At 72.0% G+C, this 13,802-nt stretch carries 13 protein-coding genes; 8 read left to right on the top strand and 5 right to left on the bottom strand.

The window, feature by feature from the left end:
- Positions 1 to 222: 222 nt before the first annotated feature.
- Both FDF13_RS02290 and FDF13_RS02285 read left to right on the top strand, forming a co-directional pair.
- Complete coding sequence (locus FDF13_RS02290; protein ID WP_137318279.1) at positions 223 to 1,836, top strand: amidase; 1,614 nt, start codon at positions 223 to 225, stop codon at positions 1,834 to 1,836.
- A gap of 80 nt (positions 1,837 to 1,916) precedes the next feature.
- Positions 1,917 to 3,404 carry an MFS transporter gene (locus tag FDF13_RS02285; RefSeq protein ID WP_137318278.1) on the top strand — a complete coding sequence of 496 codons (1,488 nt, stop codon included), beginning with the start codon at positions 1,917 to 1,919 and terminating at the stop codon, positions 3,402 to 3,404.
- Between the two features lie 62 nt (positions 3,405 to 3,466).
- Here the strand turns inward: FDF13_RS02285 and FDF13_RS02280 are convergent, their stop codons facing one another.
- Complete coding sequence (locus tag FDF13_RS02280) at positions 3,467 to 4,252, bottom strand: SDR family NAD(P)-dependent oxidoreductase (protein ID WP_254668952.1); 786 nt, start codon at positions 4,250 to 4,252, stop codon at positions 3,467 to 3,469.
- Positions 4,253 to 4,692: 440 nt separating this feature from the next.
- Positions 4,693 to 5,781 (bottom strand): PhzF family phenazine biosynthesis protein, encoded by a 1,089-nt coding sequence (locus FDF13_RS02275; protein WP_137318276.1) that lies wholly within the window; start codon positions 5,779 to 5,781, stop codon positions 4,693 to 4,695.
- Positions 5,782 to 6,062: 281 nt separating this feature from the next.
- Between FDF13_RS02275 and aqpZ the strand changes: the two genes are divergently transcribed.
- The 4 genes from aqpZ to FDF13_RS02255 all read left to right on the top strand — a co-directional run bounded on the left by aqpZ (position 6,063) and on the right by FDF13_RS02255 (position 9,478).
- Positions 6,063 to 6,845: an aquaporin Z gene (gene aqpZ, locus FDF13_RS02270; protein WP_137318275.1), complete on the top strand. Its 783-nt coding sequence runs from the start codon at positions 6,063 to 6,065 to the stop codon at positions 6,843 to 6,845.
- Positions 6,846 to 6,998: 153 nt separating this feature from the next.
- Positions 6,999 to 7,862 (top strand): endo alpha-1,4 polygalactosaminidase, encoded by an 864-nt coding sequence (locus FDF13_RS02265; RefSeq protein WP_175406816.1) that lies wholly within the window; start codon positions 6,999 to 7,001, stop codon positions 7,860 to 7,862.
- Between the two features lie 180 nt (positions 7,863 to 8,042).
- Complete coding sequence (gene idi / locus FDF13_RS02260) at positions 8,043 to 8,567, top strand: isopentenyl-diphosphate Delta-isomerase (protein ID WP_137318273.1); 525 nt, start codon at positions 8,043 to 8,045, stop codon at positions 8,565 to 8,567.
- Between the two features lie 86 nt (positions 8,568 to 8,653).
- Positions 8,654 to 9,478, top strand: coding sequence for an enoyl-CoA hydratase/isomerase family protein (locus tag FDF13_RS02255; RefSeq protein ID WP_137318272.1), 825 nt, complete (start codon positions 8,654 to 8,656; stop codon positions 9,476 to 9,478).
- Between the two features lie 67 nt (positions 9,479 to 9,545).
- Here the strand turns inward: FDF13_RS02255 and FDF13_RS02250 are convergent, their stop codons facing one another.
- Both FDF13_RS02250 and FDF13_RS02245 read right to left on the bottom strand, forming a co-directional pair.
- Positions 9,546 to 9,965 carry a cupin domain-containing protein gene (locus FDF13_RS02250; protein WP_137318271.1) on the bottom strand — a complete coding sequence of 140 codons (420 nt, stop codon included), beginning with the start codon at positions 9,963 to 9,965 and terminating at the stop codon, positions 9,546 to 9,548.
- 270 nt (positions 9,966 to 10,235) lie between these two features.
- Positions 10,236 to 11,144 (bottom strand): amidohydrolase family protein, encoded by a 909-nt coding sequence (locus FDF13_RS02245; protein WP_137318270.1) that lies wholly within the window; start codon positions 11,142 to 11,144, stop codon positions 10,236 to 10,238.
- Positions 11,145 to 11,209: 65 nt separating this feature from the next.
- Between FDF13_RS02245 and FDF13_RS02240 the strand changes: the two genes are divergently transcribed.
- Positions 11,210 to 12,016 (top strand): DUF402 domain-containing protein, encoded by an 807-nt coding sequence (locus FDF13_RS02240; RefSeq protein WP_254668865.1) that lies wholly within the window; start codon positions 11,210 to 11,212, stop codon positions 12,014 to 12,016.
- Between the two features lie 303 nt (positions 12,017 to 12,319).
- Positions 12,320 to 13,339 (top strand): NADP-dependent oxidoreductase, encoded by a 1,020-nt coding sequence (locus FDF13_RS02235; RefSeq protein WP_137318269.1) that lies wholly within the window; start codon positions 12,320 to 12,322, stop codon positions 13,337 to 13,339.
- Positions 13,340 to 13,534: 195 nt separating this feature from the next.
- Here FDF13_RS02235 and FDF13_RS14620 read toward each other — a convergent pair whose 3' ends face one another.
- On the bottom strand, positions 13,535 to 13,690 hold the full coding sequence (locus tag FDF13_RS14620) for a hypothetical protein (protein WP_175406815.1): 156 nt from the start codon (positions 13,688 to 13,690) through the stop codon (positions 13,535 to 13,537).
- Positions 13,691 to 13,802: the final 112 nt, after the last annotated feature.

Here is a 13,802-nt window from a genome sequence, read left to right as displayed (position 1 = left end):
GCTCGTGTCGGATGCCAGGCCCGTGTCGCCTCGGGCGCGTCTGCGCCCGGCCGGGCTGGGAGCCGGAGGAGCGCGGGTCCGCCGCAGCGGTCGGCGGCGGGTGCCCGGCCCGGGTGCGCTGGGGCTCGGTAGGTCAGGTTGCGGTCGGTGGGGCCGCGATCGGTGAGGGCGCGGTCCGATGACCCCTGTCCCCGTGCGGCGGATGTGGGGTAGAACGGAGCCATGGACCCTGCGCCTCACACGGACCCCGCATCTCACGTCGACCCCGCCTCCCGCACCGACGCTGCTTCCCACACTGCGCCTGACTCGCTCGTCGATCTCGTCGCGCTGGCTGCCGCTCTCGGAGACCGCACCGCTTCAGCCGAGCCGAGCGTGGAGGCCGCGCTGCAGGCCTGCCACACGGAGGGTCGACGCCTCAACGCCGTCGTCGCCCCACCGCACGTGCCCGCGACTCAGACGGAGCGCGTCGCCGAGCACGCGCGGACCGCCGCGCGGGAGGTCGACTCCCGGCGCGCCGGCGGGACCCCGCGCTCCCGGCTCGACGGGGTGCCGTTCGTCATCAAGGACGTCATCGACCTCGCGGGGGTCACCACGACCATGGGATCGACCGTGCGGCCCGAGGAGCCGGCGGGCGCCTCGGCCGAGGTGGTCCTCCGGTTCGAGGAGATGGGCCTGGTGCCGGTGGCGAAGACGACGTGCCACGAGCACTCCTACGGGATCCTCGGCGAGGAGAGTGCCCACGGTCGCGGCGTGAATCCGCTGCGACCGGGTTTCCTCACCGGCGGGTCGAGCTACGGCTCGGCGATCGCGGTGGCCGCCGGGATCGTGCCCGTGGCGATCGGCACCGACACCGCCGGGTCCGTGCGCGTGCCCGCGGCCTGCGCCGGGATCACGGGATTCAAGCCCTCGCTCGGCCGGGTGCCGAAGGGCGGGGTCGCCCCGCTGTCCACCACGCTCGACACCGTCGGATTCTTCACGCGGACCCCGGCGGAGATGCAGCTCCTGTGGCAGGAGTGGACCGCGCACGCGGAGACCTCGCGCACCGAGGCCCAGCAGGTCGAAGGCTCGAACACCCTGGACTCGCCCACGGTGCGCCCCCGTGCCGACGCCCCGCACGGTATCGAGCCGTACACCGAGGCCGCGCGCACTGAAGCCCCGCTCGCCCTCGGCCTGCTCACCACGGAGGCCGCCGACTGCGGGGAGGAGTGGATGGCCCGCCGGGCCGAACCTGCACTCGCGAAGCTGCCGGGGGTCGCGCTCACCCCGGTCGACCCCGCCCCGTTCGCCTTCGACCGGATGCCGGATGTCTTCGCGCACATCCGCGGCTACGAGACCTACCGGATCCACCGCGCGGCGCTCGACGCCGGCCGGCGGGACTTCCAGCCGCAGATCCTCCGCAACCTCGAGGGTGACGCGCGGATCACCGACGAGGCCCACGCGGCGGCGTTCGAGGAGCTCGACGCGCTCCGGACCGCGGCGCTCGCCCAGCTCGCCGGGCTCGACGCGCTCGTCCTCCCGACCCTCGGCACCGAACCCGTGGCGTGGGAGGACGCCGACCAGCACGTGCGCAACCAGCTGCGTCTCTACACCCAGCTCATCAACCTGCTCGGCTGGCCGGCGATCTCCGTCCCCGTCGACCTCCTCGGCGGAGGTTCGCCGCTCGTCGGCGGTGGGTCCGGTGCCAGCGGCGCCGGGATGCGCGGGGTCCCCGAGGTGCGCGGGGCTCCCGAGGCGCGAGGCGGCGAGTTCCCCGCCTCGGTGCAGCTCGTCATGGCCCCGGGCCGCGATACCGAGCTCGTCGACCTCGCGGTGCGGCTGACGTCATCGGGGGAATGACCGCCCCGGCAGCACGACCTCGTCCTGTGACCGAGCTCGCAGTGCGGGCGGCAGGGGCAGGCCACTAGACTCGGGAGGCCATGAAACCAGCCGAGGAGCCGCGCACGGACCCCGCGGTGCGCGCCCACCACGCGCGCGCCCGGCTCGGTGCCTCCCTCTTCTTCTTCCTCAACGGCTTCCTCATCTCCGGGCTCCTCACCCGCCTGCCCGAGGTCAAGGGCCTCCTTGCACTCACCGAGGTCGAGTTCGGCTTCATCATCGCAGCGCTGCCCGTCGGTTCGATCGCCGCGGCCGCCCTGCCGGCCCCGCTCATCCGCCGGTTCGGCGCCGCGGCGGTGGCGAGTGCGGGGACCGCGGTGCTCGCCCTCGTGTTCACCGCCGCGGCTGCCGTCGCCGCCCTCGGGCCCGGGGCCGAGGCGGGAACGGGCCCCGGGTCCGGCGGTCCGGCCGCCTGGGCCCCTGCGATCCCGTGGATCGTCGCCGGACTCATCGCGCTCGCCGGGTTCCTCGACGCCGTCGTCGACGCCGCGCAGAACGTCCACGGCCTCATCGTCGAGCAGGCGCGCGGGACCTCGATCTTCAACTCCCTCCACGCGATCTGGAGCGTCGGCTCGGTGACCGGCGGCGGCCTCGGCCTCCTCGCCTCCACCCTCCGCATCCCGCTGTGGGCGCACCTGAGCGTGAGCGGCGCGATCGGCGTCGGCCTCGCGCTCTGGGCGTGGCGACTGTCCGGCCCGAACCCCTTCGCGTCCGACCGCACGGGCCCTGCACCCCGCAAGCGCACCGTCATCCCCGACGAGGACGACTCCGGCGAGACGACCGACGTCGCGGGGGCGAGTGCCGTACCGGGGGCGAGCCCGGCGGATGCGAGACCGGCAGCGGGGGCCACCGCAGCCGAGGAGACCGGCACTCCGGACGGCACCTCGGTGGGGGACACAGCCGGAGGCGAGGCGGCACGGCCGGCGTCCAGCGCCTCGGGCCCGGACCGGTCAGCCGCCCCCTCGAAGTGGGCGCTCCTCGCCGGCGTCATCGCGCTCGGCCTGCTCGGCGCTTTCGTCGAGGACCTCGGCATGAACTGGTCCTCGCTGTACTTCAGCGAGGTCGGCGGAGTGGGCGTGCAGTTCGCCGGGATCGCGTTCGTCGTCGCGCTCACCGGGCAGCTCATCGCCCGCTTCACCGCCGACCGGCTCACCGACCGGATCGGGCGCCCCGGCGTCGTGCTGTCCGGCGGCGTGTGCGTGACCATCGGCATGCTGATCGCGATGGGCGTCGCCCAACCGTGGGCCGTGGTAGTCGGGTTCTTCCTCTCCGGCTACGGATCCGCGACGTTCATCCCCACCGCCTACGCCGCGGCCGGGATGATCCCCGGGTTCGGCCACGGCATGGGCATCACGCTCGCCAGCTGGGCGCTGCGGATCGCGATGCTCAGCTCCTCGCCGCTCATCGGCCTCACCGCCGGGGCGCTCGGGCTGCGGTACGCGCTCGTCATCACGGTCGTCGCCGGCCTCGGTGCGATCGTCCTCGCCTTCACCCCGGTGCTGCGGAACGTCGACACCGGCAGACGGTGAGGCCGCCCCGCGGTGGATCAGTCCCGCGGTGGACGGTCCCCGTCGGCCGGCCGGCGGTCGGCTCAGGATTCGTCGGCGAAGCCGGTGTCCGCGGCGATGCCCTCGATCTCGTCGAGCGCGGACAGCCGGGAGCCGAACTCGCCGCGGGCGGCGGCGAACGCCTCGGGCCCGAGCGGCAGGTGGAGCGGCTTGTCGGTGCGGTGGGCGAGGTCGACGAGGATCTCCGCGGCGCGCACCGGATCGTTGGACTGCTTACCGGAGCGGGCGCGGTACTTGGTGAACTCCTCGGCGAGGATCTCGGTGTAGGCGGGGTGCTCCTCGCCCCAGTCGTGCGAGCGGCCGGAGAAGTCCGTGCGGAACGGGCCGGGTTCGGCGAGCGTGACCGCGATCCCGTGCGGGGCGACCTCGAGCGCGAGGCCCTTCGACAGTCCTTCGAGTGCGAACTTCGACGCGGAGTACGCCGCAGCGCCCGGGCTCACCCGGAATCCCGCGACCGAGGACATCTGCACGATCCAGCCCCTGCCGGCCGCGCGCATGTGCGGGAGCACCGCACGCGTGAGCTCGACGACGCCGAACACATTCGTGTCGAACAGGCGGCGCAGCTGGTCCATGCTCCAGGACTCGACCGCGCCGCGCAGTCCGTAGCCAGCGTTGTTGACGAGCACGTCGATGCGCCCGAAGGCGTCGATCGCCGCGTCGACGGTGCCGGGGATCTGCTCTGAGCGGGTGACGTCGAGGGCGGCGGTGCGCACGGTGTCGGGGAACTCGGCGGTCAGCGGTTCGAGGGTCTCGGGGCGGCGCGCGGTGGCGAGCACGCGGTCGCCGGCGGCGGATGCGGTGCGCGCGATCGCGAGCCCCAGGCCGGAGTTCGCACCGGTGATGAACCAGGTCAGCGGGGCGCGGTCGGGGGTGCAGGTGGGATCGGCGGCGGCATGCGCGGCACTGGTGTCGGGGGAGTCCGTGGGGGGCGGGGGTGGGATCCGGAGCGGTCATCGTGCCTCCTCGGCGTCGGGGCGGGTCTTCAGAATACGTGCGCGGGCCGGGTCGAAGTGAGGTTGCGTGGTCGGTGGAACGGCAGCCCAGATGTGCGGGCGGCAGAGTGCGTGCAGCCGGTGGGGCCGGTGGGCGGCAGGGCGTGCGCGTGCGATCGAGGCCGGCACGCTCCGTTGACCTGCCGTTTCTGCCCGATCCCCATCGACCTGTCACGTGTGCTCGATTCGGAACCCGAAACTCGAGCACGAGTGGCAGCTCGATGGTGCGATCACTGCGCTTCAGCCTGCGGGAATCCTCAGCCGAGGTCGGCGGTGCCGGTGAACACGGTGCGCGTGGAGCCCGACACCCAGATGTCCTCACCGACCTGCTCGATCCCGACGATGCCGGTGCGACCCACCTGCGTGCCCTGCGAGGCGGTGTACCTGCGCGGTGCGATGCCGGCGCCGATGAGCCACTGCGCGAGCCCGGCGTTGAGGCTGCCGGTCACCGGGTCCTCCGGCACGCCGACGCCGGGGACGAAGGCACGCACCTCGTAGTCGGCCGGACGCACGGGGTCGTAGGTGCTGGATGCGGTTGACGTGCCCTCAGCGTGCTCCGGGCGTGCCGCGTGCGCATCGCCGGCCTGGGTCACCTCGTGCTCGATGTGCGCCTCGGCCTCCGGGTAGGCGCCGATGACGCCGAGGCGGAGGTCGCCGACGGCGGAGAAGTCCGGAGTGAGGGAGCGGACGAGCGCGGCGTCGCGGACGAGGATCCCCATCCAGCCGGGCCCGTTGTCCACCCAGCTGCTCGCGACGACATCGTCCTCGCGCAGGCCGAGGGCGGCGACCGCTGCGGCGAGCGTCTCCGCGTCGACCGGACCCGAGCGCATGAGCGGAGGAGCGGCGAAGGCGATGGCGGCGTACGCCTCGGGTGCGGGCGATGCCCCGGTCCGGATCGATGTGTCCGTCGATGCATCTTCAGAGGGGCCCGCCTCGCGAGGGGCGCTCCCGCCGCCCAGGCGGAGGGTGACGAGCCCGGCCCCGCACTCCTGGACGAGGGTGCCCGCGGAGCGCGGTGTCCCGCCGGCCTCGAGCCAGGCGTGGGCGGAGCCGAGCGTCGGGTGCCCGGCGAAAGGCAGCTCGCCGCCCGGCGTGAAGATCCGCAGCCGGTAGTCCGCTCCCGCGTCGGTGGGAGAGAGGAGGAACGTCGTCTCGGACAGGTTCGTCCAGCGCGCGAAGGCCGCCATCGTCGCCTCGTCGAGGCCGCCGGCGCCGTGGACGACGGCCACCGGGTTGCCTCCCAGGGGAGCCGAGCCGAACACGTCGACCTGCCGGAACGCGCGGGGGCCGCTGACAGACTGGTCGGCGGTCGTGTCGGAGGAGCTGCCGAGGGGTCGCGAAGTCATGGGGCCAGCGTATCCCCGTGCCGGTTCCGTCTCCCCGCTCCCTGATCCGAGCCTGCCGACCCGAGCCTGTTGAACTGCGCCTGTTGAACCGTGCTGCCCGAGAGTGCTGTGCTCATCGGCGTCTGGACGGTGCGTGCCCAGCCTCTCTGCGCCTTCCCGCCGTCTCGCGCCTCGCTGTCGTGACCGTCAGGGCCGTCGTCGACGCCCGAGCGTAGGAGTATACTGATGGCGCATCGAGCACATGGCCCTCCCGGCCGGCACTCCCACCGAAAGGCCGCACCATGACCTCCCCCTCGCTCGTCTCCAAGCTCTCCGCCGAGTTCCTCGGCACCTTCGTCCTCGTGTTCGGCGGCTGCGGATCGGCGATCTTCGCCGCCTCCGTCATGGACGCGGACAACGGCGTGAACATGGGCATCGGATTCGCCGGCGTCGCCCTGGCGTTCGGCCTCACCGTCGTCGGTATGGCCTACGCCGTGGGTCACGTGTCCGGCGGCCACTTCAACCCGGCCGTCACGCTCGGCGCCGCGCTCGCCGGCCGCCTGCCGTGGCGCGATGCCCTGCCGTACTGGATCACCCAGCTCGTCGCCGGCGTGGTCGCCGGCGGCGTCCTCCTCCTCATCGCCACCGGTCGCCCCGAGTTCTCCATCGCGGAGAACGGCTTCGCGACCAACGGCTACGGCGAGTTCTCGCCGAACGGATACTCGCTCGCGGCGGTGATCGTTTGCGAGGTCGTGCTCACCGCGATCTTCCTCTACGTCATCCTCGGTGCCACCGACAACCGCGCTCCGGCCGGCTTCGCACCGCTCGCGATCGGCCTCACCCTCACTCTCATCCACCTCGTGTCGATCCCGGTGTCGAACACCTCGGTCAACCCGGCCCGCTCGTTCGGCGTCGCGGTGTTCGCCGGCGGCGATGCGCTCGCACAGGTATGGGTGTTCTTCCTCGCCCCGCTCGCCGGTGCCGCGATCGCCGGCCTGACCTACGGCTTCCTGTTCCCCAACACCTCCGAGGTGCTCGAGGAGCGGCCGGAGCCGGTCGACCGGGTTCAGCGCCGGGACATCTGAGGCGGATCGGGCAGGCCTGCGGGACCAGAACCGGTGTCACGATGACCGTTCGAAGGCGCACAGGCCTCCTGCGGGGCCAGAACCGGTGTCACGATGACCGTTCGAAGGCGCACAGGCCTCCTGCGGGCTGCAGGGGCCGCCGGTGCCGTAACCGTGATCGTGCTCGCCGCGGGGTGCGCCTCGGGTGATGGTCCCGGATCCGGTGATGATCCCGGTTCCGGCGCGGGCACCTCGGTGTCCTCCGCCCCCGTCACGTCCCCCACCGGGGAGGTGACGGGGGCGTCGTCGTCCCCCGGGGTGGAGGGCGCGCCGCCCGGAGCCACGGTTCCTCCCACGGGAGCGAGCTTCCACATCCAGTACGAGGGCGCGGTCGACTTCGGGCTCCCCGTCGACGTCTACGACCTCGACGGCGACGACACCGCGGAGACGGACGTGCGCGGTCTGCGCGACCGCGGCGTCTATCCGATCTGCTACCTGAGCATCGGGACCGTCGAGGACTGGCGCGCTGATGCATCCGACTTCCCCGCCGAGGTCATCGGGGAGCCCTATGAGGAGTGGCCCGGTGAGCGGTGGCTCGACATCCGCCGGCACGAGGTGCTGCTGCCGATCATGTCGCGGCGGATCGAGAACTGCGCGGACAAGGGATTCCTCGCGATCGACCCCGACAGCATCGACGTGTTCAGCAACGATTCCGGCTTCGGTCTCACGGAGGAGGACGCAGTCGCCTACATGCGGGCGATCGCGGACATCGCCCACGAGCACGGGCTCGCGATCGGACTCAAGAATGCCGGGGAGATCGTGCCCGAGGTCGTCGACCTCGTCGACTTCGCGGTGCTCGAGCAGTGCCTCGATCTGGGCGAGTGCGACTGGTACGCCCCCGTCGCCGAGGCCGGGAAGGCGGTCTTCGACATCGAGTACGTCGGGCGGCTCGCGGACGTGTGCGCGGCCGCACCGGCCGGCTTCACCGTCGTCCGCTCCGACCTCCCACTGTCGGGTGCCATCGAACGCTGTGCGTGAAGGGCTCCGGCGCGGAGCGAGCGTGGGGACCCTCTGCGGGGGACGGCGTGCGCGGGGCCTCGCAGGCAGGATTCCGCGCAGGCCCCTCCGTTAGGGTGGGAGGACGTCCTGCGGACTCACCCTCGGCATCGCGCCGTGGGCCGAGCGCGGGAATCCGCCCCGACTCCAGGAGGTCCGACCGTGGCCGGCACTCAAGAGCTCGTCGTCCTCCTCGCCGACGACGGCACCCCGACCGGCACGGCGCCCAAGGCGACGGTCCACGACATCGACACCCCGCTCCACCTCGCGTTCTCGTGCTTCCTCCACAACGACGCCGGCGAGGTCCTCATGACGCGCCGCGCGCTGAGCAAGCGCACCTGGCCCGGAGTGTGGACGAACTCGTTCTGCGGGCACCCCGGCCCCGAGGAGCCCTTCGCCGCGGCCATCGAACGGCGGGCCCGGCAGGAGCTCGGCTGCGCGGTCACCGACATCACCGAGGTGCTGCCGGACTTCCGGTACCGGGCCGTGGACGCCTCGGGCGTGGTGGAGAACGAGATCTGCCCGGTGTTCACCGCCCGCCTCGTCGGCGAGGTGCGGCCGAGCGCCGACGAGGTCGCGGAGTTCGCATGGATCGACCCGGACGACCTCGGCCGCGCGCTCGCCGCCGCTCCCTTCGCCTTCAGTCCCTGGCTCGCCGAGGAGTGGGCCCAGCTCAGCGGCGAGTGATACGCCGGCTGCGACCGCCGGCTGCGACCCGACCGGAATGTGATCCGCGCCATACGCCCCGGCCGCGGGATCGATACTCTGATGCCATGGATTCCGACACCGCCGCCGTGACCGCCGTCCGCCTCGACCGCCCCGAGCCTGGGATCGCCCGCCTCACCTTCTGCCGCCCCGAGCGGATGAACGCCGCCGACATCGGGTTCATCGCCGAGGCGAAGCAGGCCCTCGCCGAGGTCGACGCCGACCTCGACATCCGCGCTCTCGTCCTCACCGGGGAGGGGCGGGCCTTCTGCGCCGGTCTCGACCTCACCGGCTACGGCGATGATGACCTCGTCGAAGCGCAGGGCACGGTGCCGCGGGCGATGGCCCGCCAGAAGGAGATCGCCGACCTCGTCGCACGGATCCGGGGCCTGCGGGTGCCCGTCATCGCCGCGGTCAACGGCGCCACCGCCGGCGTCGGCCTGTCGATGCTGTGCGCCTCGGACATCCGCTACGCGGTGCCGGGGGCGAACTTCGCCGTCGGCTACATCCGCGCCGGATTCTCCGCCTGCGACATGGGCCTGTCCTGGCTGCTGCCCCGGATCGTCGGCGCCGGCCGCGCGCAGGAGCTCATGCTCACCGGCCGGCGCTTCACCCCGGCGGAGGCCCAGCAGTTCGGGCTGCTCGCCGATGTCGTCGAGCCCGGAGCGCTCATGGACCGGGCACTCGAGACAGCCCGGCAGATCATGCTCAACGCCCCGATCTCGGTCGAGTTCACCAAGGAAGGACTGTGGAAGAGCCTCGAGATCCCGTCCTTCGAGGCCGCCGTCGAATTCGAGAACCGCCAGCAGATCTACACCGCGATGACCGAGGACCGCTCCGAGGCCACCGAGTCGTTCCTCGCCAAGCGCGCCCCGCAGTACCGCCGCCGCTGAACCTGCGAGCGTCGGGCGACGGCCCGGCAGATCTGCGGGGCGGGCTCCGGATCAGTGCTCATTCGGATCAGTGCTCGTTCGGATCGTTCTCCTGGTCCTGCTTGGTCGCGTGCACGGTTCCGCGCACGTGGTCGGCCGGGCCGTAGATCGCGTAGACCTTCATGGGCTCGTCACCGATGTTGACGACGTTGTGCCAGGTCCCCGCCGGGACGAAGATCGCCCAGTCGTCGGCGACCTCCTCCTCGAAGGTGACCTCGGTCTCGGATGGGCCCATGGTCACCCGGCCGCGGCCCTGCTCGAGGCGCAGGAACTGGTCGTTGTCCGGATGGACCTCGAGTCCGATGTCGTCACCGACGTCGATCGACATGACGGTCAGCTGCAGGTGCTCTCCGGTCCACAGCGTGGAACGGAAGTTGCCATTGGCCCGCGTGGCCTCCTCGATGTCGAGGGTGTAGGGGCGGGGGCCGTGATCGGTGAGGTCGGTCATGATCGCTCCTTTCCGGGGACGGGACATCTGCCCGGTCGACCCTGCTCCTCCCCGCGCGGTCCGAAACCTGCGCAGTGGGGGAGGAATGATTCGATTCTACGGCGGCGACAGGCCTCTCACCAGTAAGAATAGGCTCATCTCAGTGAGGTGAGCCTGGCCTGAGCACACGGCACCGGTCGGGCCATCACCTGCTGCTCCGGGGGTCGGCCCAGTGCGTATCTCCGCGTCGAAACGCACTGGAGAGACCCCGGTGACGAGCAGCTCGGACTCTCAGGTCCCGTCGATCCCCATGAGCCGGGCGCCGTTGTCCCACAGCACCGCGCGCAGCCAGTCGTCGCCGAACCCCTCGTCCGCACTGCCGAGCCGACACAGCGCCTGGAGCTGGTGGGAATAGGGGTAGGGGATGTTGGGGAAGTCCGAGCCGAGCACGATCCGCTCTCGCAGCCCGGGCAGCCGCGCCCGGTAGGCCGCGTCGAACGGCGTGGTGGCGTTCGTGAAGCCGGTGTTGAACATCGTCGTGTCGAGGTGGACCCCGGGGTGCTGCTCGGCGAGGTCGGCGAAGGCGTGGTACTCCGGCATCCCCATGTGCGCGATGACGAGGCGCAGCTCCGGGTGGTCGGCGAGCACCCGGGCGACCGCCTCGGGACCGGTGTGCCTCCCGGGCCGAGGTGCCGAGCCGGCATGGATGACCACCGGCAGCCGGGCGGCGGCGAGCGCCTCCCACGCGGGGTCGAGGAGCGGGTCGGCCGGTGAGAACGCCCCGACCTGGATGTGGACCTTGAACAGCCGGGCCCCGGAGCCGATCGCCCGCGCCACGTACTCGTCGACCCCGGGTTCCGGGTAGAGGGTGGCGCAGTGGAGGATGTCCGGAGCGGAGGCCGCGAACTCCGCATTCCAGTCGTTGAGCCATGCCGCCATGCCCGGCTTGTGCGGGTAGGTGAGCGCGGGGATGCGGGCGAGACCGAGCTCGCGGGCGATCCGCAGGCGGGTCGGGGTGTCGAAGCGGTACGTGATGGGCCAGGCGCGGCCGTACCCGGCGGCGGCTTGATCGAAGTAGTCCCACACCTTCGCGAGCATCCGCTCGGGGAGGAAGTGCACGTGGATGTCGGCGAGGCCGGGGATTCCGAGCTCGGCGAGGAACCGGGGGACGTCCGCGTCGTCGCGGGGTTCGGTGGTCATGGGCACCACTGTAGGCGTGCGGCGAGGGGTGAGGCCGAGTGAGCACGGTGCGCGACAATGGCTGCATGCACGAGCACGAGTCCCCGAGGGAGCACAGCGCCGTCCGCGATCCGTTCCCCATCACCCTGCCTGCCGGCACCCGGCCGGTGGGTGAGGGTCCGTTCGCCGCACCGGGCGACCTCGTCCGCTGGCGCTTCCGGCGCCTCGACTTCGATGCGGTCGGCGGCGAGGTGGTGCAGCCGATGCGCGTGGTCCGCGATGACCCGCGCGGCATGGTGCTGTGGCTCGCCGGCGGCACCGCGACGGCCGACCTGCGGGTGCGCGGCTTCGAGGATCTCAACCCGCACGAGGTCGATCACGCGGTGCGCTTCGTGCCCGTCGACCGCGCGCCGGGCCGCGTGCCGATCCTCCGGCGCTGGCACGGGCGCGGGGTGCTGCGGATCGTCCCGGCGGGCATGCCGTTCTCCGTCTGGGTGTTCCGCACCGCCGAGGGCCGCTTCCGCGGCTGGTACGTCAACCTCGAGCACCGCCACCGGCGCCTCGGCATCGCGGACCTCTTCACCAGCGACCACATCCTCGACCTCGTCATCGACCCGGACGGCACGGTGCGCCGCAAGGATGACGACGAGCTCGCGAGCGCCGTCCGCTACGGCATGTGGACGCCGGAGATCGCGCAGGTCATCGAGGACCACGCGCAGCTCGCGCTCGCGGAGTTCGCCGCCGGTCACTGGGCCTTCTCCGAGGAGTGGACCCGCTGGGATCCGGACCCCGCCTGGCCCGTCCCCGGACCCGAGGCGGTCGCCGGCTGGGTGCCGGCGGGCGCCTCGGCGGCGGGCGAGTCCGCGTTCGGTGCCACGGCGATGGACGTCTGAGCGGTGGGATGGGCGCCTCGGCGGCGGGCGCGCCGGCTGAGTGCCGGTGGGCGCCTCTGGCGCGGGGAGGGGTGCGCCGGATGCACGCGAGCGATGAGTGGCGCTCACCGGGCATTCTGGTCGTCGACCCATGGCCGAGCCGGAACCGGTCAGCATAGACTGGTGCGCAGGCCTCTCCTGCGGACTCCATGGCCGCGGGCGCCGTACCGAACAGAACGTTGTGAACAGAACCGCACCGAACACCACCAGCGCTGACCGGCAGACCTGCCGATCAGCCGCCGAACAGCAGCCGAAGGAGTTTGCATGTCCGAGACGAACCGCCGAATCCGCCTCGCCTCCCGCCCCGTGGGCGTCCCGCAGCCGGAGGACTTCACCCACGACGACGCCCCGATCGGATCCCCCGGTGAGGGTGAGGTGCTCCTCCGCACCCGCTACCTCTCCCTCGATCCGTACATGCGCGGACGCCTGTCCGACGCCAAGTCGTACGCGAAGCCGGTCGAGATCGGCGACGTCATCGTCGGCGCCACCGTGTCCGAGGTCGTCGAGTCGAACTCCCCGAAGTTCTCCGCCGGCCAGACCGTGCTGTCCTACGGCGGCTGGCAGTCGTACTCCGTCGAGCCAGCCGCCCAGCTGCGCCTCCTCGACCCCGAGGCCGCACCGGTCACCACCGCGCTCGGTGTGCTCGGGATGCCGGGCTTCACCGCCTACTCCGGCCTCCTCGAGATCGGCCGCCCGCAGGCCGGCGAGACCGTCGCGGTCGCCGCGGCCACCGGCCCCGTGGGCTCTGCCGTGGGGCAGATCGCGAAGATCAAGGGGTGCACCGCCGTGGGCATCGCGGGTGGGCCGGAGAAGGTCGCCTTCCTCGAGGAGCTCGGCTTCGACGTCGCGCTCGACCACCGCGGCGATGACTTGCGCGGGGCTCTCAAGCAGGCCGTGCCGCAGGGCATCGACGTGTACTTCGAGAACGTCAGCGGACCGGTGTGGGACGCGGTGCTGCCGCGGCTCAACACCTTCGCCCGCGTCCCGGTGTGCGGGCTGGCCGCCGGCTACAACGCGACCGAGGCGCCTTCCGGGCCGGACCGGTCCGCCGCACTCATGCGCAACATCCTCACCAAGAGCCTGCTGCTGCGCGGCTTCATCCAGACCGAGTTCGTCGAGTCGATGTTCTCCGACTTCCTGCGTGACATGGGCCAGTGGGTGCGCGAGGGGAAGGTGAAGTACCGCGAGGACATCACCGAGGGCCTCGACAACGCGCCGCAGACTTTCGTCGGCATGCTTGAGGGGAAGAACTTTGGCAAGACGATCATCCAGGTCGGCGAGTGAGCATCCGGATCGGGTGCTGAGCCGAGCCCAGGTGCTGAGCTGAGTCGAACTGGGCCCGAGGCCAGGCACCTAGCCGAGCCTGCGTGTGAAGAACGCGCAGCGCGCGCCCGGCGGTCGAACCGCACACCCGACGACGGCGGCCCCACGGAGATCCGGGGGCCGCCGTCGTGGTGTCGGGCTCGGGAGAGCTGGGCGTCAGTCCTCGTCGTCGGCGTCGATGTGCGGGGTGCCCTTGTCGCGGCGGCCCTTGACGACGAGCGCGGTCACCGCTGCACCCACGAGTGTGCTCGCCAGCGCGATGAGGAGGCCCGCACCCTCGTAGGGCGAGCGGTTCGGATTGTCCTTGGTCATGACGGACCCTTTCTGGCGGGCGGGGCGGATGATCGGTTCGCGGACGGCACAGATCGCGCTGCGACGGTGGAACGCCCCGGTGGGTGCAACACGCCCGTCGGTGAGCGCGTCC

Source organism: Brevibacterium sp. CS2 (assembly GCF_005280295.1).
Lineage (GTDB): Bacteria > Actinomycetota > Actinomycetes > Actinomycetales > Brevibacteriaceae > Brevibacterium > Brevibacterium pityocampae.
The sequence above is the reverse complement of the archived record's forward strand: the minus strand, read 5'-3'. Positions and strand labels throughout refer to the sequence as shown.